At 59.4% G+C, this 19,795-nt stretch carries 24 protein-coding genes, 1 tRNA gene and 1 other annotated feature; of the genes, 11 read left to right on the forward strand and 14 right to left on the reverse strand.

From position 1 onward, the window contains the following. Positions 1-5: 5 nt before the first annotated feature. From AHA_RS05430 to AHA_RS05465, 8 genes are all read right to left on the reverse strand, one after another. Positions 6-1,889 (reverse strand): DUF262 domain-containing protein, encoded by a 1,884-nt coding sequence (locus tag AHA_RS05430; protein ID WP_164927564.1) that lies wholly within the window; start codon positions 1,887-1,889, stop codon positions 6-8. Positions 1,890-2,075: 186 nt separating this feature from the next. Continuing rightward, positions 2,076-2,573, reverse strand: coding sequence for a RadC family protein (gene radC, locus AHA_RS05435; protein WP_164927565.1), 498 nt, complete (start codon positions 2,571-2,573; stop codon positions 2,076-2,078). A gap of 109 nt (positions 2,574-2,682) precedes the next feature. Beyond that, positions 2,683-2,940, reverse strand: a complete 258-nt coding sequence (locus AHA_RS05440; RefSeq protein ID WP_077392332.1) for a hypothetical protein — start codon at positions 2,938-2,940, stop codon at positions 2,683-2,685. Further along, positions 2,933-3,343 carry a hypothetical protein gene (locus AHA_RS05445; RefSeq protein ID WP_077392331.1) on the reverse strand — a complete coding sequence of 137 codons (411 nt, stop codon included), beginning with the start codon at positions 3,341-3,343 and terminating at the stop codon, positions 2,933-2,935. Before AHA_RS05445 ends, AHA_RS05440 begins: the two co-directional genes overlap by 8 nt. 9 nt (positions 3,344-3,352) lie before the next feature. Then, complete coding sequence (locus AHA_RS05450; RefSeq protein ID WP_011705008.1) at positions 3,353-3,778, reverse strand: DUF2787 domain-containing protein; 426 nt, start codon at positions 3,776-3,778, stop codon at positions 3,353-3,355. Between the two features lie 19 nt (positions 3,779-3,797). Next, complete coding sequence (locus AHA_RS05455) at positions 3,798-4,145, reverse strand: YkvA family protein (protein ID WP_011705009.1); 348 nt, start codon at positions 4,143-4,145, stop codon at positions 3,798-3,800. 83 nt (positions 4,146-4,228) lie between these two features. Then, a complete protein-coding gene (locus tag AHA_RS05460; RefSeq protein WP_011705010.1) occupies positions 4,229-4,678 on the reverse strand; it encodes a hypothetical protein in 450 nt (149 codons plus the stop codon). A 12-nt stretch (positions 4,679-4,690) separates the two neighbouring features. Beyond that, positions 4,691-5,014, reverse strand: a complete 324-nt coding sequence (locus tag AHA_RS05465) for a hypothetical protein (protein WP_011705011.1) — start codon at positions 5,012-5,014, stop codon at positions 4,691-4,693. 246 nt (positions 5,015-5,260) lie between these two features. On the opposite strand from AHA_RS05465, the gene AHA_RS05470 reads away from it, so the two are divergent. Further along, positions 5,261-5,611 carry a helix-turn-helix domain-containing protein gene (locus tag AHA_RS05470; protein ID WP_011705012.1) on the forward strand — a complete coding sequence of 117 codons (351 nt, stop codon included), beginning with the start codon at positions 5,261-5,263 and terminating at the stop codon, positions 5,609-5,611. 11 nt (positions 5,612-5,622) lie between these two features. Here AHA_RS05470 and AHA_RS05475 read toward each other — a convergent pair whose 3' ends face one another. The 5 genes from AHA_RS05475 to AHA_RS05495 all read right to left on the reverse strand — a co-directional run bounded on the left by AHA_RS05475 (position 5,623) and on the right by AHA_RS05495 (position 10,151). Next, positions 5,623-6,603 (reverse strand): recombination directionality factor, encoded by a 981-nt coding sequence (locus AHA_RS05475; protein WP_115586405.1) that lies wholly within the window; start codon positions 6,601-6,603, stop codon positions 5,623-5,625. After that, positions 6,600-7,589 carry a YqaJ viral recombinase family nuclease gene (locus AHA_RS05480; RefSeq protein ID WP_011705014.1) on the reverse strand — a complete coding sequence of 330 codons (990 nt, stop codon included), beginning with the start codon at positions 7,587-7,589 and terminating at the stop codon, positions 6,600-6,602. The genes AHA_RS05475 and AHA_RS05480 overlap by 4 nt, the downstream gene beginning before the upstream one ends. A gap of 94 nt (positions 7,590-7,683) precedes the next feature. Beyond that, entirely contained in the window at positions 7,684-8,634 is a 951-nt protein-coding gene (locus AHA_RS05485; RefSeq protein WP_011705015.1) for a DUF932 domain-containing protein, read from the reverse strand. 235 nt (positions 8,635-8,869) lie between these two features. Then, positions 8,870-8,946 (reverse strand) — tRNA-Arg (locus tag AHA_RS05490). A gap of 50 nt (positions 8,947-8,996) precedes the next feature. Continuing rightward, positions 8,997-10,151, reverse strand: coding sequence for a flagellar assembly protein FlgT (locus AHA_RS05495; protein ID WP_011705016.1), 1,155 nt, complete (start codon positions 10,149-10,151; stop codon positions 8,997-8,999). Positions 10,152-10,345: 194 nt separating this feature from the next. Between AHA_RS05495 and AHA_RS05500 the strand changes: the two genes are divergently transcribed. Together AHA_RS05500 and AHA_RS05505 are read left to right on the forward strand one after the other, a co-directional pair. After that, positions 10,346-10,966 carry a FlgO family outer membrane protein gene (locus AHA_RS05500; protein WP_016349807.1) on the forward strand — a complete coding sequence of 207 codons (621 nt, stop codon included), beginning with the start codon at positions 10,346-10,348 and terminating at the stop codon, positions 10,964-10,966. Between the two features lie 15 nt (positions 10,967-10,981). Next, entirely contained in the window at positions 10,982-11,413 is a 432-nt protein-coding gene (locus tag AHA_RS05505) for an LPP20 family lipoprotein (protein WP_011705018.1), read from the forward strand. Between the two features lie 100 nt (positions 11,414-11,513). Here the strand turns inward: AHA_RS05505 and pheA are convergent, their stop codons facing one another. Further along, positions 11,514-12,686 (reverse strand): prephenate dehydratase, encoded by a 1,173-nt coding sequence (gene pheA / locus AHA_RS05510; RefSeq protein ID WP_011705019.1) that lies wholly within the window; start codon positions 12,684-12,686, stop codon positions 11,514-11,516. Between the two features lie 38 nt (positions 12,687-12,724). Next, positions 12,725-12,859: a sequence feature (Phe leader region), on the reverse strand. 169 nt (positions 12,860-13,028) lie between these two features. On the opposite strand from pheA, the gene AHA_RS05515 reads away from it, so the two are divergent. The 8 genes from AHA_RS05515 to phrB all read left to right on the forward strand — a co-directional run bounded on the left by AHA_RS05515 (position 13,029) and on the right by phrB (position 19,794). Beyond that, the gene (locus AHA_RS05515) at positions 13,029-13,628 is read left to right on the forward strand and encodes an HAD family hydrolase (RefSeq protein ID WP_011705021.1); all 600 of its coding nucleotides are present in this window, start codon (positions 13,029-13,031) and stop codon (positions 13,626-13,628) included. Between the two features lie 25 nt (positions 13,629-13,653). Further along, a complete protein-coding gene (locus AHA_RS05520; RefSeq protein ID WP_011705022.1) occupies positions 13,654-13,932 on the forward strand; it encodes a DUF6482 family protein in 279 nt (92 codons plus the stop codon). Positions 13,933-13,977: 45 nt separating this feature from the next. Continuing rightward, positions 13,978-14,850, forward strand: a complete 873-nt coding sequence (locus AHA_RS05525) for an adenine nucleotide alpha-hydrolase family protein (RefSeq protein ID WP_011705023.1) — start codon at positions 13,978-13,980, stop codon at positions 14,848-14,850. Between the two features lie 95 nt (positions 14,851-14,945). Beyond that, entirely contained in the window at positions 14,946-15,494 is a 549-nt protein-coding gene (locus tag AHA_RS05530; RefSeq protein ID WP_011705024.1) for a DUF3157 family protein, read from the forward strand. A 184-nt stretch (positions 15,495-15,678) separates the two neighbouring features. Beyond that, positions 15,679-16,308 (forward strand): outer membrane beta-barrel protein, encoded by a 630-nt coding sequence (locus tag AHA_RS05535; protein WP_011705025.1) that lies wholly within the window; start codon positions 15,679-15,681, stop codon positions 16,306-16,308. 172 nt (positions 16,309-16,480) lie between these two features. Beyond that, positions 16,481-17,425 carry a YbgA family protein gene (locus tag AHA_RS05540; RefSeq protein WP_011705026.1) on the forward strand — a complete coding sequence of 315 codons (945 nt, stop codon included), beginning with the start codon at positions 16,481-16,483 and terminating at the stop codon, positions 17,423-17,425. A gap of 63 nt (positions 17,426-17,488) precedes the next feature. Further along, entirely contained in the window at positions 17,489-18,376 is an 888-nt protein-coding gene (locus AHA_RS05545; RefSeq protein ID WP_011705027.1) for a MerR family transcriptional regulator, read from the forward strand. Then, positions 18,373-19,794 (forward strand): deoxyribodipyrimidine photo-lyase, encoded by a 1,422-nt coding sequence (gene phrB / locus AHA_RS05550; RefSeq protein ID WP_011705028.1) that lies wholly within the window; start codon positions 18,373-18,375, stop codon positions 19,792-19,794. The genes AHA_RS05545 and phrB overlap by 4 nt, the downstream gene beginning before the upstream one ends. The last annotated feature ends 1 nt before the right edge of the window (position 19,795 follow it).

The raw sequence follows: 19,795 nt of genomic DNA on the forward strand, positions 1-19,795 counted from the left end.
TCTAATCATGCCAAAACATCCTCAACCACTTCCTCATCCTGATCTTCAGGCTCCGGTTCAGCCTGGATAGACTGCGAAATATACACACGACTTTTCAGCCGTTCTTTAAGCGCTGCTCTGCGCGCGGCAAAAAATTCCGGAAAATCCTCAAAGCCCAGATCGACACCCTCTACCAGCAGGTTTGCCGCTGTCAGATGAACAGAAGAGTCCTCAAGCCACTCCTTCAGTGGCCGATCAGACTTACTCAAGTTCTGGGAGTCATTCAGCAGATGAAGATTGGCAATAGTGTTCCAATGGCTGGAATCTGCATAAAACTCCATTCGCTCAGAATTATTGAGAAGGGCATCAACTTTAGCCAAACGCTTCTTGTCAAAGTGACTACGCGGGTGCAAGTGATCAATATGAAATACTTCCGTTGCATTCATTTCCGGGAACAACAAATGCAGCAGTGCACGGCAGCGCCCTTCGCCATGCTCAATATTCAGTACACTCTCCATGTATTCATCATCAAACCGCAAATCCTTGTTGGTTGCCGTGTATCTCTCTACCACCTGCTGCAATGGGAAGTACTGCTCGTCCATATGCTGATCCAGCACATCACGCATCGATTTCAGGATGGTATCTGCTTGCCCGCCAAATACCCCTTTAAGCAGCGCCATATAAAACCAGCGACTGATAAGGTCTCGCTGCTCATTATGCTTGGAAAGATTGTTTATGCTCTTGAAGAGAGATTCATTGCCAACCTGCTTTTTGTACAGGTAGTAACAAATCGGGATCACCGCATTTTTGGATGTCAGCGATTGGGAGTTAATGCCCATGCGGCGGATCAGCCGCAGTGTTTCCAGAATGCAGTCACGTATTTCAGCCCATGCGTCTTGGATCTGGCGAACCTGCTCGGCACTGAAATTTTTCACTTTAAACCGCACGTCCGCACCGATAAGCACCAGGCAGGCTTTGAGCACCCAGTCGCGATCCATGTAGAAACCAATATCGGCGCTTTGATGAATCTGACGAATCAGCCCATCCACATCCTGACGGAAGTCACCATCCCAGTTTGCTACCGCAATCGACATCAACAGATCAGAAAAGTCCAGCTTGGTACCACCACTGTTGGTGCGGATAAACACATCCAGCACGTGGTCTATTTCCTGACTGCTCTCATTGAAGTAATGAACAATACGCTGCGAACGGATGACGTCATACAACTGACCCAAGGTGTCAGCAGCAAACTCATTCGCCTGCAAGTTATGGGCTTCTAGGTAAGGCTTGGTCACCTTGTTCCAGATATGGTTGCCACCATCAACCTGCGGCATCTTGAGGATGTCATGCAGGCAAAACCAGTGATGCTTACTATCCGATGCCGCCAAGGCGCTCTTGTACTGGGCGTCGGTCAGAAATTTAAAGTTGTAATGCATCAGTGATTCGTTGTCTTGCGAGTCGACAGCCTGTGCCAAGTCGAGGTACAACTTGCGTGGCGGCAGCAGCTTGTCATCCCGAGTTGTCGGCCACCACACCCGTGGTTGCTTGTAAGCATAAGTGCCACATAAGCCAATATACAATGAGGTAAGGCGCTGCTGGCCGTCGATGATGGCCTTGAAGTTTTTATAACTGGCAGTGGTCGGCTTATGCGGATTCTCCTCACTGAAGCGCTGGCAGTAGCACTTCAGGAACTCATAAAACTTGTAGTCGTTCTTGATTTCAGCGCTGTTCACCTCCCACATCATGAAGGAGTTAATCGGATATCCCCGCATGATGGAATCGAACAGCACACAGATCTGGTGACTGCTCCAGACAAACTTGCGCTGAATAGCAGGCAACAGATAGTCCCCACCATTAATGGCCGCAATTGCTTCCTGAATGGTAATTGCCTTTTCATACTCACCTGCCATGTTTAGTCCTCTCTCGCATGCATCTAGGCCTACGCTCTTCTTCAAGGCCGCGCCGAGTTTGAGATTGTAAAGAAAGTCACTGAATCAGAATTTTCTGATTCAGTGACTTGTATCAAACTATCTCGATGTTATCTGCAAGCCAGCCGCGTCGCTCGATGAGTATATCTAGGCTGATAAGTGTAAGGTTCATATCAGTCCCCGTTCTGCCAGCGACACCACTCCCTCAGTACCGACGACCAGATGATCCAAAATCCGGATATCCACCAGTGCCAGGGCATTCTGTAGGCGCAGAGTAATCGCGATATCTGCCCGGCTGGGTTCCGGGTATCCCGACGGGTGGTTATGCACCAGCATCAGAGCGGCAGCATTGTAGTGCAGTGCCTGCTTGACTACATCGCGGGGGTAGACGGTCGCAGCGGACAGGGTGCCAAGGAACAGCTCCTCGTAGGCCAGGACCCTGTGTTGGTTATCGAGGAAAAGTGCCGCAAACACTTCGCGATCCCGTGTTTGCAGCAGCCCTTGCAGGGCCTGATGGGCCACGTGTTTATCGGTAATAGCTTCTCCCTTGGCCAGTTTCTGACGGGCAACTGCTTGGGCGATGGTGAGCAGGTCGTCGTCGGTGACAAGGTCGGTTACCCGATAGGTGCCGGGGATCTCCCCGGCGATCAGTTTGTGATGCAACATGATTAGGCTCCATACGCCATCGCCCCACCGCATTGGACGCGGCAGGGTAGGCGAGGTATTTGGTTAATGGGTTGGTAAATGTGGTAGTAGCTGGATTGGCTGGCGGTACTCAGGCCGCCAAGGTGTGCGGGGTGTAGTCGTGTAGCGGAATGTGGTAACTGGTGGCTAGTAGGGTGCCGAACTGGGTTAGCCAGCTGTGATCCGGGTGATCGCACAGCCATTGCGCCAGTGCGTCGCCCCGTTCGTTTTCATAGCGCAGGTAGAGGGTATAACCGTCCACCGGCAGGCTCTGGTCATGTACCACTTCAATCTGACCATCGTGTTCAAGATAAGCCTCCAGCTCGATGGCGATCACGGAGTTAATCATCTTCGGTCTCCTTGTCAGGGATGGGGTCACTCTCCACCGCATAGCCGCGATGGATGCAGATGCGCTGCAGGTCAGCCAGAAAGTTGGCCAGTACGCGGGGTTGCTCGGTGAGCGGCACCGGCCCTGCCTGGCAATGCCAGAAACAGCGACGTTTGGGGTCGATGCAGATCTCATCTCTCGGCTTGCTCATGGTGTACCAGTCCTCGGCATTGCTGAGGGAGAGCAGTTGCCACTGTGCGCCAGACCAGCGCACTTGTAAGGTGACTGTACGGGCTGGTGGGCTATCTGGAGTCAGGTGCAGCAGCCAACGCTGACCACTGCGAGTGGGGGTTAGCTTGGCGCTGGTAGCGACTCGCCCCAGCCACTGACGCGTGTAATGGGAGAGCGCTAATTCTTGGTTCATAGTTACCTCCTAATCTCCAGCGACCGTGACGCTGAAGCATTCCAACCGGCAGTAGGCAATGAAGTTGCGCTGCCAGATGTCGAACAACTCCCGCGCTTCGGCTAGCCGCAACGGTCCCCAGCCCAACATGGTGTGTTCCCCATCGAGGAAGTTGAAGTCGAGCTCCTTGCAGAGCTCGGCATCATGGCCGAGCCCCTGGTAGCTGAAGTCGGTGACGTAATCGAACAGCCAGCCATCTAGCCCACGGATCAGGCGGATCTCGACTGGGTGCACGCCGCCTTGCTCGGCGCTGTAGCCGGGATTACGAAAGTTGAAGGTCAGTTGGCTTAAGCGCTCGATATTGAGCTCGGTTTTAGCGACTTCCTGGTCGAGCAGAACCAGCAATGCTTGGGCTACGGGCAGAGCAAAGCCGCCCCGGAAAAAGGGAATAGTCATGATGTACTCCTTGTAGGGGTTAATCTTGGCCGAACAGATCGCGCATTTTTCTGGCCGCACGGGCACGGATCTGGGTGTCAATAAAGGCGGTAATACTGGCGAGTGCCGCACTTAGCACCGCGATGTCATCGGTGAGCCCCATAGGCAGCACATCCGGGATCGCATCGATGGGCGAGATAAAGTAGGCCAACGCGCTGTAGATCAGCAGCTTGGCCCAGAGCGGCAGGTCATCCTTCTGGCTGGTGTAGTAGAGCAACAGGCAGGTTTCAATAAAGGGCCGACCGGCACGCTTGGCAAAGGCGCAGAGCTTGCGCCAAAAGCCTTGCTGGTCGAACGGCTCGCATTCGGGAGGAATACAGGGGGGCATAGTGTGTCTCCTTCACAGGTGGGTGAATGGCAGAAATGAAAAGAGGAGGCAAATGCCTCCTCTTGGATGGGAATGGATGTGATCTATTGGTCCCACATCAAGCAGTCAAACTCGGGCGTATTAGTGGCGGGCAGTACAGATGCGACCTCTTTGGTTGGCAGTGCGAGTTGCTTGCCGTCAGCCGTTAAAATGCGGATCGACTTGGCCTTGCGTAGCTTGCCCCACATGTCGAAGAAATTGTTCTCACCGACACGGGATTCTGTCTCATAGGGCGCATCGTATTGGCTGCCATCGACGATGATGGAGAAAGCCTGCCCAGCATAAGAGCCGTACTCCTTGCCCTGTACCGTGGCCGTCATGCTGACCTTTCGGGTGTCATTGCAGGCGATATAGAGGTTGTTTTGCTCGTTGACCACCGCCGTGTATTCGCTGGTGCCCTGACCCCAGCCACTGCTCCAGCGTCCGGCCTCGCCATAGGCCAGGGCGTTGTTGCATAGCAGGATGGCCGTCAACGTGATCCAACATTTGTTCATGGTTAACTCTCCTTATCCAACGTAGTAACCCAACACATTTTGTAAAAAGCCACCTGCCGCGATGTAGCCCACCACCCCCCCGATGAGCTGGGGGCCAACTTTCCAAAACAGCTTCTTCTTGAACATCTCCTGTGCGCCGTCAGCAAACAGCATGTTTGGTTGGGTGAAGCGGCGGAACAATTCCCCTCCCATCAGGCCAAGTGAGGTAAACAGAGAGCCAAAGACAAAGTGCCAGATATGGCCCCAGAACCCGAGCTGCGGGGAGCTACCGGTCCAGAGTGAGTAAATGGTGATGACGAGAAAAAAGAGGGTGGCAATAACGGGATAACGAGCCATGTACTTTTCCTTATGTAACAGAGTAATAGTAACAATGGCAGTCGCCCTAACCGCTCGCGTAAAAGCGCTTTACCCGAGATGGGAGGGGATGCCACAAACGAGGATTGATGTTTGTTGTCGGTGAGTCGGTCAGCGTAGCGATCATCGATTTACGGCCAATTACAACCAACTTAGTTGATACTCGCCTTTTTGAGTCCTTATCGTCAATGGGTCCATGGTCAACCATACGGGTTGACTGGAGGAACCATGACAGATATCAACCTTGAGCTGTTAGCCAAGAGCGTTGGCAAGGCGATTAGCCACAAGCGTACTCAAGCCGGATTCACGCAAGAGCATGTGGCTGAACACCTCAATATCGGGATGGAGGCCGTCTCTCGAATGGAGCGAGGGATTGTGGTGCCGACCGTGGTGCGGCTGGCGGAGCTCGCTCAACTGTTTGGTTGTGAGCTGGCGGACTTTCTGCGCGAGACCAGTAACCGCCCGACCGAGCAGGGCATTGTGCTGAGCCAGCAACTGGCCCGGCTCGATGATGCTGACCGAACCCTGTTGCTGGAAACGGTAGAACGGTTGGTGGAGCGGTTGGCCCGTTCCCGCTGATCATCCACCATTCACTGGGGAGGGGATGGGGTCCCTTTCCCCAATTTGTTGGTGAGTGGACTCCTTCTTGGTTGTGGTCTCTGTGGCGTTCTGGTTGCTTTGCCTAGCGGGACGTGAGGTGAGGTTGTCGCCTCAGAACCATTGATACCATTCGCCGTCTCGTCGCTGTTGGCTTCGGGATAGAACTCCTCCAGCAACATCGGCACCTCTTCATCGATATCCTCAAATTGGCCATTGCGCAGCAGCTCGCGAGCGGCTTGTTCCATCTGGTCGATGGCGAGCCCCGCCTCTTGGTCACGCTGGGCGGCCTCCTGTGCCTGTCTGACTGCCTCGGTCAGGTTGGTCTCTTCCCGCAAGGTCACATCCACGTAGTAGACCGGTGTGCGGTAGGACTGGGTAGTGCTCTTGGCCCGCAACCGCAGGGTGAGCGGCAGATAGCGGGTATGGCCACCGCTCACTGCCTCCAGGTACTTCAGTCGTGCTGCCAGAGTGCGCACCGAGTTGTAGCCGGTGGTGCGGAAGATAAAGCTGCCCAGCTCATCCCCTTGCCCCTCCACAAACAGGTTCAGTCGCCCGTACAGCTTGCAGCCCTGTTGCCCGGCAAAGGCACAGCGCTCAGGCCCAGGGCAGCTGACCTCCTCCATGCCTTGTGCCCCCACTCGTCTTGCCACCTCCCCATTCCCGACACAGAGCGGCCTGCCGGTTTGCCGGTCAAACGAGCTGTATTCCGCTCGCAGATTCAAGTCGCTGTCGTTGAACAGCACGCGCACCGGAATGGCGCGGATCTTGGTCTGCTCCTGCCCTTGGCCACTCTTTTGCGATGAGTAGTGTTGATGCAGGGGATGGAGCAACCATCCCCCCTTGTGCTGTATCTGGGTGGTGAGGGTGAAGCTGTCGTCCTTCTCCGGTACCCACTTATCCTGTTTTTGCACCAGCTTGCCGATGCAGATCCGCCCGATCACGGGCGGGGTGATCGCCAGTCCTTTGATCATGGTGTTTGCCTCAAGGGTTGAATGGTGAAACGGCGCACGCCGGGCACCGGTTTGACATAACGGGTGAGCAGGTCGGGATGATCCTGACCGAGCTTATCCAGATCCGGTGCCAGCCGGTCTTTGCTGCGCTTCCAAGTGATCTTGCCGTTGGCAAACAGCCCGGCAGTGGCTTCACCTAAGGTGGCTTGCAGCCGCTGCTTGAGCTGCGACTCCTGCAGCTCGACAGCTTCCTTCTGCTGACGCAAGCGCAGCAGCTCCCCAAACAGCTGGTTGAACTCGGGAGAATCGGAGAGATCTACCGTCTGGCCATCGTCACGCGGAAACAGCCAGCTCAGGGCATTGGCTGCATCATTGGAGCCGTCAGGCTCGGGCTGCTGGTCTTGTTGCACCATCTGCCAGAACTGCGCTTCCCGCTCGGTGAGATCCTGGATCTTCTCCTCATCGCGCTCGATGCGGTAAATCCGAAAATCCTGGCCGCCGATCAGCACTGCCACCTCAGCCCAGGCATGGCCGGTAACCGCCAATTGATGCAGTACCTGACACTGATAAGCCACCGGCACACCTTCCTCCCACTGGGGGGCGCTGTGATAGCTGGCGGTCTTGATCTCCAGAATGCCCGGCCCATCGGGATGGCCGACCACCTCCCGATCGAGGTTGGCGAGCATGAAGGGTTGCTCGGGGGGTTGCAGTACCGCATTGACCCGGCGCACCTTGTAGCCGGTGCGCTTGGCATAGACCTGCGCCAACACCGGCTCCAGCTCGATGCCCCACAGCACCGCTTCCTTGTGGGAGATATCCTCCGGCTCCTTGCGACCGGTCTTCTCCAACCACAGGCTGAGCGGGCATTTGTAGGGGGAGAGCCCCACTGCGACGGCGGCATCGGAGGAGCCAATGCCAAGCTTGCGGATAGCAAGCCATTGCTCGCGGGTTAACTGGGTAGTGGAGGCCAGCCGCAGGGCTTGGCCGTATTTGGCTTTTGCTTTCATGACTATTCCTTGTTGACGGCATAAATGGCGACGCCCGGATTGGCTTGTGCCAGTCCGGGTGAGGTCGTTATGCGGTTTGAATAGGGAAGAGGAATTACTGCAGCAGGGTAAGGGCTTGGTTCAGGGCTTGGGATTTGAGTTGGGCTCCCTGACCGAACCAGGCGGAATCGAGCCGATGGTCCTGACTGCGAGCACGGCGGTGGTGATCGACATATTCCGTGACAGCATTAACCAGCCCCCAGGCGGTATTGCGGGAGCTGACAAGTTCTGAGCCCATGCCTGCGCCCTGATAGAGCTCATGCAGCCGTTGTACCGGCTTGGTGAGGATGATGTTCTCCTCATCCAGCGGTTGCGCCAACAGGTCGCTGAAAAAGCGCAGTGCCTCTTCAGGGGCCACGGGCCGCTGTGCCAGCGCCTTGGTCTGCGCCTTAAATTCATCCCAATGAGAGAGCCCCAGCCCGAGCGACTCTTTGACGGCAGCTGCATCGAACTGAGTAGAGTGGGGCACCTTGATGGCACCGGTAGCACCGCGCAGTGCCATCTGCAGGGTGTTGTTGCAGACTACCCGCAGCGAGGTGAACTGCGCCGTGGTGCAGAGCGTGCCGTCGCAGCTGGTCGCCAGCAGCAAATAGGACTTTACCAAGTCATTGCCTTTGAGTTTTAGATCCTGGCCTGTTTTGGCCAGAGCCCACAGCTTGCGGCCGCCTTTGAGCGAGCCTGCGGTCTCCAGCTCAAAGCCTCCGGCTTCCACCAGGTCTTGATAGAAATGCAGCACCTCGTGAGGCTGTACCACGTTGTAGCGACTTGAGACCACCGACAGGGGGGCGAGGGTATCGGAGCGATAAAGCACCTTGCTGTCGCAGTAGGGGCGGATATGCAGTGCATCGGAGGCGACGTTAAACATCACGTCGCTCTGCTCGATGGTCCAATCCATCCCGGCTGCCTGTAGCCAGATATCGAGAGATTGTTGCGGGGGCAAAATATTGCCAAGGCCATGCCAAGGGGTTTGGCCCGTGTAGGCCATGGTGTCAATCAGGTGAGCCATATCTCCTCCAGGAATTGTGAAATGCAGACATCAGCCTGCTAACTCATGGAGGTGATGTAGGTTTGAAAGTTTATTGAATAGGATGTATTTGCCATTAAATTCTCATTTTTTAAGGGTGGCGTTACAGCATGATGGTGTTGTGCAATGAACTGCATTGGAGGGGTACGGAGAGGGGTACGGGGCCAAAAACGACCAAGGGGTTGGCATCGTAATGATGCCAACCCCTTGTTTTATATGGCGCTCCCGACTGGAGTCGAACCAGTGGCCTGTCCCTTAGGAGGGGACCGCTCTATCCTACTGAGCTACGGGAGCATTGTGGCGGGCATTATACAAGAAGCCGCTCCCTTTTAAACCATTGATTCTTATTCCAATACTGCCAGATCCCCGATCTGGATGTTAAACGGCGAATATTTGTTCTGGCTGCTGATGATGGCGCCATCCTCGAACACCTGCACTACTTCGAACAGGCCATCGGCGGGGTTGCGCATCATGCGAGACTTGCCGTAGGGGTCGATGAAATCGGCATCGTGCTGGATGCGGAACTGATCCCCGAGCCGGACGCCGTTGCGGCGGCCCAGATTGATGTGGGGGCCGCGCTCGTTCTGGCCGACCACCCGGGCGGTGACCGGGGCGCAGCTGAGCTGGGCCACCAGATCCTGTACCGCTTCCTGCAACTGGTAGTTGACCTCCTGGCCGTAGCTCGACTGCCAGAACTGGCCGCTGCTGCTGCCTACCTGATCCCGTTTGGCAAAGGTCCAGTTGGCCCGGCCCTGGTACTCCTTGCGGCCGAGCAGGCTGCCGTTGATGCCGTCGAACAGATAGAGCTGCATGCGAAAGTTGCGGATGGGGTCTTCATACCAGCTGGTCAGCTGGTTGCCTTGCGGCTCGAGGGAGAGATCGTCGATGCTGCCGAGCACCAGATACTGGCTGTCGGTGCGCAGGCTGAGCGCCTTGATTTCCTCGAGGGCGCTGCGATCCCCCTGTTGCAGGTGGAGCGGGTCGATGCGCAGGTTCTCGTCCAGCCACTGGCGCACGGCCACCCCTTGCGGGGCGTTGGCCAGGGCCTCGAACATGCGGCGTGACAGGTTGGCGGGCATGTCGTCGAGGGCGCCGTAGCTCGCCTGCTCGGGATAGCGCAGCCGCAGCCGTACCAGCGTCAAATCCTTGGCGTAGTGCTGGGTCTGGCAGATCTGGCGCTCGGCCTGGATGTCGGCCTGCACCGTGATATACATGCGGCCGTTGCGCACCTCTTCTCGCTTGAGCCGATACTGGCGAATGTCACCGCCGGAGCGGATCTGGATCTGCTCGGAGCGCAGGCTGCCGTTTTCCAGGCGCTGGATGCTGGAGACGGCGGCGCCGCTCGCCAGCAGAGCCTGCCGCAGGGCATCGCGGGTCGCCTGCTCGCGGGCGTAGACCTCGTCTGTGCCCAGGATGGCGGCACTGCCCTGCGCCTCGATGATCTCGGCCCGGGCCGACAGACTGGCCAGCAGCAGGGTTAACAGCAGCGGTAATTTCATGACAAGCACCTTGAATATGCGGGTCGGCGCGATTCACCCCTGTCGAAGCGAGGTCGCCGGCCGATACAGATCACAGAACCGTGCCAGTTGCACAGCACACGCGAATATTTAGCAAGATCCATGCCTCATTCCCGGCTCAAGCTTTGGCCGGTCGAACCGATAACAAATCAGGTGCAGATACAGGAAAGGTATCCATGAACAAACTCATCACGGCGTTGGCGCTCGCCCTGGCATTGGCCGGCTGCGGCTCCGACCCCATCAACCGGGAGCAGGGTGATCCTCGTCAGGCGGCGCAGGGGATGGAACTCAACTGGCTGGTGGCGCGCATGACCGATCAGCTGATGGAGCGCAAGTCGCTCTCCACCCTGACCGAACCCATCGCGGTCTCCTCTTTCGTCGATCTCGATACCCTGCAGGACACCAACTGGATGGGGCAGCAGATCGAGGAGAGCTTTATCTATGAGCTGAACCGGCGCGGGGAAGTGGTGGTGGATTTCAAGCTGACCGGCAGCATCAAGGTCACCCCGCAGGGGGACTTCGTGATGAGCCGCAACTATCGGGATCTCTCTCCCCGGCTACCCATCTCCCGCATCCTGACCGGCACCTTCAGCCGCAACAAGCAGGGGATCCTGGTCAATGCCCGCATCATCGACCTGCGTACCAAGATGGTGGAGACCACGGCCCAGAGCCTGATCCCGCAAAAATATCTGTTCGGTGCCAACAATTCGTTTGGCCGGGCCTCGATCAACCGCGGTTACCTGATGCGTGACAGCCAGGCGCGTCCCGGCGGCCATCTGGTCAATCTGACGCCCTGACAAGGAGTAGACGCAATGAAAATCCTGTTCGGATGCCTGCTGGCGCTGCTGCTGACGGCGTGCAGCGGCGGCAATCGGGTGGTCAACTATGGCGGCGGCAACAACAAGCCGGATGACTTCCCAGTGCTCAAGGCGGTCGGCTACGCGGTGATCGACATCCAGCCCGGTCCGTCCCAGTCCGAGAAGATGCTGCAGGCCATCCGCGCCTCCAAGATGGATGCCTATCGCGAGCTGGCGGAACAGCTCAACGGCCAGCAGGTGCGTGGCCAGAGCAGCTACAAGGACTTGACCCAGACCTCCAACTCGCTGGACGTGTCGGTAGCCGGCATGGTGCGTGGTGCCAGAGTGGTGGCCTCCTATCCCCGTGGCAACACCTATGCCACCGAGATGGAGCTCGATACCCGCGCCCTCTACAACATCAACCAGCTGATGGCAGGCCAGTTCTGACGGCGTGCCCGCGGCGAATGGACGACAGAAAGGCGACCCGATGGGTCGCCTTTTTCATTGGCGGTGTCGGCCGCCCAAGCCTGGCTGATTACAGCGCTGGCTAGTTGCCCAGCAGCACCGGCGGCACGGCGGTCGGCTTGACGTCTTCGCTCGGGTAGCAGCCCAGCACCTTGATGTAGCGGGTGATCTTGGTCAGCTCCATCAGTGCGGCCTGCATGGCCGGGGTCTGCAGGTTGGCGGAGACATCCAGGTAGAACATCTCCTCCCACGGGTTGCCCTGCACCGGACGGGATTCGAGCTTGGTCATGTTGATCTCGTTGCTGCGCAGCACCAGCAGCGCCTCCACCAGCGAGCCCGGTTTCTGGGAGGTGGACATGATGAGGGTGGTCTTGGCCGGGATCTGCGGTGCCACGTCGATGGGCTTGCGCGCCACCACGATGAAGCGGCTGTAGTTCTCCTTCTGGTTGGCCAGCTGCTCGGCCAGCACATCCAGCCCGTACAGCTCGCCGCCGGCGGCGCTGCCGATGGCCGCCGCCTCCGGGCTCGCCAGCTCTTTGACCTTCATCATGGCGCTGGAGGAGGAGTCGCAGATCTCGTGGCGCGCTCCTTCCAGCTTGCTGAGGTAATGGGAGCACTGCTGGAATACCTGCGGGTGGGCATAGAAGGTCTTGATGCGGCCCAGCTCGGTCGGCACGGCGGTGAGGATGCAGTGCTCGATGGGGTAGGTCAGCTCACCGACGATGGAGAGGCTGGTGTGCTGCATCACGTCGTACACCTCGTTGATGGAGCCCGAGCTGGTGTTCTCGATGGGCAGCACGCCGAAGGCGGCACGGCCCGACTCTACCGCATCCAGCACCTCGCGGAAATTCTGGCAGTTCACCTCGATCACCTGATCCTTGTAGCGGGCCAGGTACTTGCGGGCGGCGAGACTGGAGTAGGAACCGCGTGGTCCCAGGTAGGCGACGCTGGTCATCGGCTCCTGCTGCTCCGGGTTGAGCAGGCTCTGCAGATAGGCCTGCTGGGAGAGCACGGAATCTTCGATGATGGTGTGGTAGATGCGGGTGATGTACTGGGCGTCCAGCCCCAGCACACGCCCTTTCTGGATCAGGGCGACCAGCAGATCCTGCTCGCGCTGGGGATCGCGGATCGGGCGCGGGTTGGCCTGCTTGGCGCGGGCGACCTCGATGCTGAGGGTCTTGCGTTTGGCCAGCAGGGCGAGCAGCTCCTGATCCAACTGGGTGATGTCTTGTCTGATCTCGTCGAGCGTTGCCATGATGGTTCCCTATCCAAGTAATCGATTGTGGTGGCTGCAAAAAAAAACCTCCGCTAGGGGAGGCTCGATTCGTCTTTGCTTTCTGTTTACGCGAGTGCTTCACGTGACGACGGGCCTTCCCTCATGAGGGCCGGATAAACGAGAAAGCAAAAAAGAATGGTGCGTGCATGAGTGTGTCCTTGAGGTAACGCCATAACCATTAAGGGATTTGACCGTGCGATGCAAGTAAAACTTGCCCGGGGGAGGAGAACGGGGCAGGGTAGGGGCGTGAGCCTGCGGGGGAAAAACCGGGTAAAACGGACCCGCTTGCTGTCGTAATGATGCAGATAGCTGGAGGTGAAGATGGCGATTATTTTCGACCTGGGACGGGTGGTGGTGAGCTGGGATCCGGTCGGTATCGTGCGCTCGGTGCGCGGGGAGCACGGAGCTGAGCAGCTGGCGGAGCGGCTGTTCAACCACCCTGACTGGCTGGAAGTGGACCGCGGCACCCTGTCACTGCACACCATGGCCCGCCAGGCCGAGCATCGCACCGGGCTGAGCGCCGCCGAAAACCTGGCGATTTTGCAGGCGGTGCCCGCCTCGCTGGTGCCGGATCCCGCTATGCTGAGCCTGATAGAGAGCCTGCATGGGGCGGGTCATACCCTCTACGCACTCTCCAACATGGGGCATGCCAGCATCGACTGGCTGGAGCAGCATCAGCCCTTCTGGCGTTTCTTCAGCGGCAAGGTGGTGTCGGCAAGGGTACGGATGATGAAGCCGGAGCCGGATATCTACCGCTATCTGCTGGTGTCGTTCGACTTGCAGGCCGAGCAGTGCCTGTTCATCGATGACAGCCCGGCCAACGTGACTGCCGCACAGGCATTGGGGATCGGCGGCCTGGTGTTTACCGATGCATACAGTTGTCGCCAGCAGCTGGTGGCGCAGGGTTACCTGCCCGCCTGAATGGCAGGATGTAGAGGGAGAGGGTATGGAGCATGGCCGGTTTCGTAATTGGCTCAGTCACTATCCGGATGCGGGGCTGCTGATCGCCTGTCTGGATGGCAGCGGTTATCAGCTCTGTGTCGAGGCCGACGGCGAGATGCAGTGTCTCACCGACAGCGGAGGGGGTCGGCTGACCTTTGCCTCTCTCGAACAGGCGGAGGGATTTCTGCGCATGCATCAGGTTCATCAGGCGAAACTTCGGATTTACGATGCTCAGCTGGATGAAAATGAAACTAATTGGCATGAAATTATCATTAAATTCTGATTTATCCCTGCCCTTTAAGGGTTTATTCAGGATTGTTGCAGCACAATGGCGCCCAATTCATCATCCGGTGCCGTCGTTATGGATGCCAATATCGTTGTGCTGAATCGGGGATACGATCAGACCTTTCAGACCAGGGAACAGTCACTTATCGAGACCCTGGCTGGCTACGGCGAACTGGCGGTCTCCTTCTCCGGTCGACTGGAATCCTGCTACAGCATGGATCTGTGCCGCGCCAGCGGTATCCGGATCCGGGCCATCACCCTGGACAGCCCGACCCGCAGCCGCAAGGAGGTGGCGCGCGCCAAGCGCTACTGCCAGCGTTACGGCATCGAGCAGCGGGTCATCAAGACCGATGAGATGATCTTCTGCGATCACCTGCGCCACCTCAACGAGGTGATCGACCCGGTGCGCTACATCTGCCACCTCACCGCGCTGGAAACCGACTGGAGCCACCTGCCCATGCTGCTGCCGGCGCCGGTGGAGGAGCTGCAGGAGTATCTGCGTCGTTTCGGCAGCCTGCCGACCAATACCCTCTGGCTGTTTGCCAAGCAGGGCATGACCCACAGGGACTTTCGCTACGGCTTCAACAAGCGTCAGCTCGGGCGCTGGGGCAAGAGTGCCCACGGCTGCCTGAGCTACCGTTTCTCCGACCCCGAGCTGGTGGAGCGCCGTCATCTGCGGATGGTGGACATGGCGGAACAGATGCTGGCCGACATGGGGCTGGAGGAGGCCCAGGTGTTTTTTCATACTCTCGCCGATCGGGCCACCACCCTGGCCCGGGTGCGGGTGCCAGCCCGGCTGCGGGCGCAGGCCTTCGATCTGCAGCCGGATATCCTCACCGCCCTCAAGAGCACGGCCTTCGATCTGGTGACGCTGGACATGGCGGCGGAAGAGGAGCGGCAAGAGCTGGTGGTCTAGGCAACCGAGGGCAGGAACGTGAGTGCGGTCATAGGCAAGCCGGGACGGACTCTTTATACTGACGCCCTTTTCCATCGACGCCGAGTCATCACCCTATGAAACCCTTGTCCCGTCTGCTGGTTGCCCTCTGCCTCTCGCCCCTGCTGGTGCAGGCCGCTCCGCTCACCCAGGTGACCCTGCCGGATGGCCGCCAGGTGCAGCTCAACGATGACTTTACCTGGGAATACCTGCTGCTCAAGCCCGCCGCCGACGGCAGCGCGGTGCAGGGTTCGGTGGCCGTGCCGGTGCTGACCGAGCAGGCGATGAGCAACCCCGAGCTGCTGGCTCAGGCCGTCAAGGACGGGATCGGCGTCAAGCTGGCCAAGATGGAGGGCTCGGATCCTCTGCAACTGCAATTCATGGTGAGCAACACCGGCACCCGCAACGTGGTACGGGTGCGTGGCAGCGTCACTCTGTTCAGCGAGCAGGGGGCCCAGCTGGTCAAGCAGGAGGCCCGCTTCTGGGTCGGCGAGAACCGTCTGCCGGAGTCCTATCTGCGCAAGGGGCAGCAGCGCCCCTCCATGGTGCTGGAGGTGCCGCGCCCGGCCGGCCTCACCGGCAAGCCCCTGGTGCGGGTCGAGATTGAGGAAGTGGAGTTCCGCTGATCCCTCATGCAACAGGCTCCTGCAGGGAGCCTGTCTTGATTGTTAACCCGGTAACCACCTGCAACAGTTGCTTACATCTGACATGGTTTGGCAACAGCTTGCCGCTCGGCATTTCTCCCCGTCCTCTGCACAATGACCCCATTCCAGCTAGGTCCCAACTAGCTCAACCTGTGGAGTCATCAAAATGAAAAAAGTTGCACTTTCAGTTCTGGTTCTGGCCGGTTTCGCTTCAACTTCCGCTCTGGCTGAGGATGCCTTCAGCTACGCCAAAGGCGGCCTGACCTGGGCGCACACCAAGTCCGATTACATCGGCGGCAAGGATAGCAACAACCGCGACTTCGGCGGTCTGAACCTGGACCTCTCCAAGAGCTTCGGTTCCAACTTCTACGGTCGTCTGGGCAGCGAGTACACCTCCCGCAACGATGGCAACGACAGCATGGGCATCTCCAGCCTGGGTCTGGGTGTCTACACCCCGCTCAGCACAGGTCTGAACCTGTATGGGGAAGCAGGTCTGATGGGTTACACCATGGAGCGTCAGGTGGCCGCCAACGTCAAAGACAGCGGCTGGGATGTGATCACCCGCAAAAACAGCGGCAGCATGTACGGTGAGGCCGGCCTGCGCTACGACATCGGCGCGGTCGAGCTCTCCACCGGCTACCGCTACGCCAACATGACCGACGACATGCACGATTTCAAAGTGGGCGCCGCCTACAAGGTGAGCCAGAACCTGGCCCTCACTGCCGACTACACCTACCGCAAGTGGGACCTGCAACAGGGCTCCATCACCAGCCTGGGTGTGAAGTACAGCTTCTAATCATCCTTCCTGTAGTGTCTTCATTTTTACCCATGACTTCGGTCATGGGTTTTTTCATTTCCGGTTGATCCACCCTTCACCCTTGCGCCGTATCAGTCCGCAATAGTTATACAACTTACAATTTTTTGTATAACTGCTATAACTGATTCAGACTTATACAAGGAGTGATGATATGTACAAGATCAAGGTTGGTATCAGCGCCTGCCTGCTGGGACAGGAGGTACGGTTCGACGGGGGCCACAAGCGTTCCAGCTTCTGCGAGCGGGATCTCGGTGCCCACTTTGACTATCACCCCGTCTGTCCCGAGATGGCCATTGGCCTGGGGGCACCCCGCGCCGCGATCCGGCTGGTCAAGCGCCACGGCGAGATCCGCGCCGAGGCGAGCAACGGCAGCTTCGACGTCACCGAGAAGCTGATTGCTTTCAGCGAGCAGAAGGCGCGCCAGCTCGACTTCATCTCCGGCTACATCCTCTGCGCCAAATCCCCCAGCTGCGGCATGGAGCGTGTGAGAATCTATGGCGCCAACAACGAGGGGAGTGCCAAGGAGGGGGTCGGCCTGTTTGCCAAGGCGCTGATGGAGGCCAATCCCCTGCTGCCGGTGGAGGAAGATGGCCGTCTGTGCGATCCCATCTTGCGGGAGAACTTCGTGCTGCGGGTCTTTGCCTACCACGACTGGCAGCAGCTCTGTGCGCGCGGGATCACCGCCTCTGCGCTGATCCGCTTCCACTCCCGCTACAAGTATCTGGTGCTCTCCCACGCCACCACCCACTACCGTGCGCTCGGCAAGCTGCTCGGCAATCTGGCCAAGGCCGACCTGCAGCAGGTGGCCGACAGCTACATCAAGGGGTTGATGGCGGCGCTGACTTTGCGGGCCAACCGGCGCAGCCACACCAATGTGCTGATGCACCTGCAGGGCTACTTCAAGCGGGTGCTGACCCCGGCCCAGAAGCAGGAACTGTGCGACACCATCGACAAGTACCGTACCGGCGTCTTTCCGCTGCTGGTGCCGCTCACCCTGATCCGCCACTACCTGCGCGAGTACCCCAATCCCTATCTCGCCGAGCAGGTGTACCTCAATCCCCATCCCGATACGCTCAAGTTGCGCTACGGGCTCTGAATATCCTGTGCAGGCCCCGGCGGATGGCCGGGGCCTCTCCCTCAACCTTTGCTGGATGCCGTTATGTCTGATTTACCGCACGCCGCTTCTCCTTCGCCGGAGGAGGGGATCTACCCCATTCGCGAGGTCTCCCGCCTCACCGGCGTCAACGCCGTGACCCTGCGCGCCTGGCAGCGCCGCTACGGTCTGGTGCAGCCGGCCCGCACCGAGAAGGGCCACCGCCTCTACAGCGAGCAGGACATTCGCCAGATCGGCGAGATCCTGAGCTGGCTGGAGCGGGGAGTGAGCATCGGGCAGGTGAAGGTGCTCCTGAGCGAACCCCAGGCCCAGCCGGTGAGCGATCACTGGCAGCAGACCCTGGAGCAGTTCAGTCAGGCGCTGCTCGCCTTCAACCAGCGCAAGGCCGAGGCCGAGCTGAACGACCTGCTGGCGAGCTACCCGTTCGAGCTGGTGCGCAGCCGGGTGCTGCAGCCGCTGGTGGAGCGCTTGCTGGGGCTGTGGCGCGAGCGCCCCGATGGCGAGCTGCTGCAGCAGGTGTGGCTGGGTTGGCTGCATACCCGCTTCGCCCGCCACCTGATCGAGCAGGAGAAGGGCGTACCGGTCACTTTGGCGAGCTGGGGACAAGTGGGCCCGCTCGATCTGGTCTGGGCCGCTTACGAGCTGATCGGTCAGGGCCATGAGGTGCAGCTGCTGGGGGCGGTGGAGCCGCGCCATACCAGCCTGCTGGAGGGGCGTGCCGTCACCCCCTGGCTGGTGTTGCTGGGGGCCGGCCTTGGCAAGCAGGAGCTGGCTGCCGGTTGGCCCGCCGGCACCCGCCTGTTTGGCGAGCTGGGGCGCCTCTACGATGGCGAGTGGCTGCAAGCCCACGGCTGGCAGGCAAGCCTTGCCGAGGCGATGGCGGGCAGGCCCGCAGCGGGTGGTGCAGGCGGACGCGGGAGGAAAAAATCATGAAGCTGATCTGGTTTCGCAATGATCTGCGCCTGGCCGACAACCCGGCGCTGCGGCATGCCTGCGCCGGTGATGAGCCGGTGGCCGCGCTGTTTATCCTCTCCCCCTCCCAGTGGCGGCAGCACAAGCTGGCCCCCATCCGTCAACGCTTTTTGCTGGCCCAGGTTGATGTGCTGGGCCGCGAGCTGGCGGCGCTCGGCATCCCGCTCCATCTGCTGCGGGTAGAGACTTTTAGCGAAGTGCCGGCAGCGCTGGCAGAGCTTTGCCGCGAGCTGGGCGTAACCCAGCTCTACGCCAATCAGGCCATCGAGATCGACGAGCTGCGCCGGGACCAGGCCGTCAGCGCCGCGCTGGCGGAGCAGACGGTGGGTTGTCACTGGCTCAACGGTTGCTGCGTGCTGCCGCCGGGGCGGGTGCTGACTGGCTCTGGCGAGATGTTCAAGGTTTTTACTCCCTTCAGCCGCGCCTGGCTCAAGGCCCTCGATGAGGATGGTTTCGTCATTCATCGCCCCCCTGCGCCCCGTGGTGAGCCGCTGCCGTGGCAGCCGCTGGCCGAGCGACACTTCGTCGATGCCGCCCTTGGCGAGCTGACGGCAGACCCCCGCTGGCCGGTGGGGGAGGCCGAGGCCAGCCGCCGTCTGAATGATTTTCTGGAGCAGGCGGTGCTCGACTATGGCGAGACCCGGGATTTTCCTGCCATCGCAGGCACCTCCGTGCTCTCTCCCTATCTGGCGGCCGGCATCATCAGCCCGCGCCAGTGCGTGGCGGCGCTCCAGCAGCGGCTTGGCTACCGGCCCCAGTCCAAGGCTCAGCCCGGCTTTGTCTGGCTCAATGAGCTGATCTGGCGCGAGTTCTATCGCCACTTGCTGGTGCAGATCCCGACCCTCTCCATGAATCGGCCCTTCAAGCCGGAGACGGCAGCCCTGCCGTGGAGCTGGGATCCGGATGCCTTTGCCGCCTGGTGCGAGGGACGCACCGGCTACCCCATCGTCGATGCGGCGATGCGCTGCCTCAACGCCACCGGCTGGATGCACAACCGGCTGCGGATGATAGTTGCGAGCTTTCTCACCAAGGATCTGCACATCCACTGGCGGCTTGGGGAGGATTATTTCATGAGCCGACTGATCGACGGCGACCTGGCGGCCAACAACGGCGGCTGGCAGTGGGCGGCGGGCACCGGCGCCGATGCGGCGCCCTATTTCCGGGTGTTCAACCCCACCACCCAGGGGCAACGATTTGATCCGCAAGGGGAGTTTATTCGTACCTGGGTCTCTGAGCTGGCTGATCTGCCTGCCGCCTATCTGCACCAGCCCCACGACTGGTTGCGGCTCAAGGGGCGGCACGATTATCCGGCCCCCATGGTGGACCACGCCGTTGCCCGGGTGAGAGCCATCGAGATGTTTCGCGCCCTGGAGAAATAGC

The sequence above is a fragment of the Aeromonas hydrophila subsp. hydrophila ATCC 7966 genome (assembly GCF_000014805.1).
Taxonomy (GTDB): Bacteria; Pseudomonadota; Gammaproteobacteria; order Enterobacterales; family Aeromonadaceae; genus Aeromonas; species Aeromonas hydrophila.

Bases quoted from the DNA above. Each gene is read 5' to 3' on its own strand.
- AHA_RS05430 (WP_164927564.1), bottom strand. From the start codon at position 1,889: ATGGCAGGTGAGTATGAAAAGGCAATTACCATTCAGGAAGCAATTGCG.
- radC (WP_164927565.1), bottom strand. From the start codon at position 2,573: ATGTTGCATCACAAACTGATCGCCGGGGAGATCCCCGGCACCTATCGG.
- AHA_RS05440 (WP_077392332.1), bottom strand. From the start codon at position 2,940: ATGATTAACTCCGTGATCGCCATCGAGCTGGAGGCTTATCTTGAACAC.
- AHA_RS05445 (WP_077392331.1), bottom strand. From the start codon at position 3,343: ATGAACCAAGAATTAGCGCTCTCCCATTACACGCGTCAGTGGCTGGGG.
- AHA_RS05450 (WP_011705008.1), bottom strand. From the start codon at position 3,778: ATGACTATTCCCTTTTTCCGGGGCGGCTTTGCTCTGCCCGTAGCCCAA.
- AHA_RS05455 (WP_011705009.1), bottom strand. From the start codon at position 4,145: ATGCCCCCCTGTATTCCTCCCGAATGCGAGCCGTTCGACCAGCAAGGC.
- AHA_RS05460 (WP_011705010.1), bottom strand. From the start codon at position 4,678: ATGAACAAATGTTGGATCACGTTGACGGCCATCCTGCTATGCAACAAC.
- AHA_RS05465 (WP_011705011.1), bottom strand. From the start codon at position 5,014: ATGGCTCGTTATCCCGTTATTGCCACCCTCTTTTTTCTCGTCATCACC.
- AHA_RS05470 (WP_011705012.1), top strand. From the start codon at position 5,261: ATGACAGATATCAACCTTGAGCTGTTAGCCAAGAGCGTTGGCAAGGCG.
- AHA_RS05475 (WP_115586405.1), bottom strand. From the start codon at position 6,603: ATGATCAAAGGACTGGCGATCACCCCGCCCGTGATCGGGCGGATCTGC.
- AHA_RS05480 (WP_011705014.1), bottom strand. From the start codon at position 7,589: ATGAAAGCAAAAGCCAAATACGGCCAAGCCCTGCGGCTGGCCTCCACT.
- AHA_RS05485 (WP_011705015.1), bottom strand. From the start codon at position 8,634: ATGGCTCACCTGATTGACACCATGGCCTACACGGGCCAAACCCCTTGG.
- AHA_RS05495 (WP_011705016.1), bottom strand. From the start codon at position 10,151: ATGAAATTACCGCTGCTGTTAACCCTGCTGCTGGCCAGTCTGTCGGCC.
- AHA_RS05500 (WP_016349807.1), top strand. From the start codon at position 10,346: ATGAACAAACTCATCACGGCGTTGGCGCTCGCCCTGGCATTGGCCGGC.
- AHA_RS05505 (WP_011705018.1), top strand. From the start codon at position 10,982: ATGAAAATCCTGTTCGGATGCCTGCTGGCGCTGCTGCTGACGGCGTGC.
- pheA (WP_011705019.1), bottom strand. From the start codon at position 12,686: ATGGCAACGCTCGACGAGATCAGACAAGACATCACCCAGTTGGATCAG.
- AHA_RS05515 (WP_011705021.1), top strand. From the start codon at position 13,029: ATGGCGATTATTTTCGACCTGGGACGGGTGGTGGTGAGCTGGGATCCG.
- AHA_RS05520 (WP_011705022.1), top strand. From the start codon at position 13,654: ATGGAGCATGGCCGGTTTCGTAATTGGCTCAGTCACTATCCGGATGCG.
- AHA_RS05525 (WP_011705023.1), top strand. From the start codon at position 13,978: ATGGCGCCCAATTCATCATCCGGTGCCGTCGTTATGGATGCCAATATC.
- AHA_RS05530 (WP_011705024.1), top strand. From the start codon at position 14,946: ATGAAACCCTTGTCCCGTCTGCTGGTTGCCCTCTGCCTCTCGCCCCTG.
- AHA_RS05535 (WP_011705025.1), top strand. From the start codon at position 15,679: ATGAAAAAAGTTGCACTTTCAGTTCTGGTTCTGGCCGGTTTCGCTTCA.
- AHA_RS05540 (WP_011705026.1), top strand. From the start codon at position 16,481: ATGTACAAGATCAAGGTTGGTATCAGCGCCTGCCTGCTGGGACAGGAG.
- AHA_RS05545 (WP_011705027.1), top strand. From the start codon at position 17,489: ATGTCTGATTTACCGCACGCCGCTTCTCCTTCGCCGGAGGAGGGGATC.
- phrB (WP_011705028.1), top strand. From the start codon at position 18,373: ATGAAGCTGATCTGGTTTCGCAATGATCTGCGCCTGGCCGACAACCCG.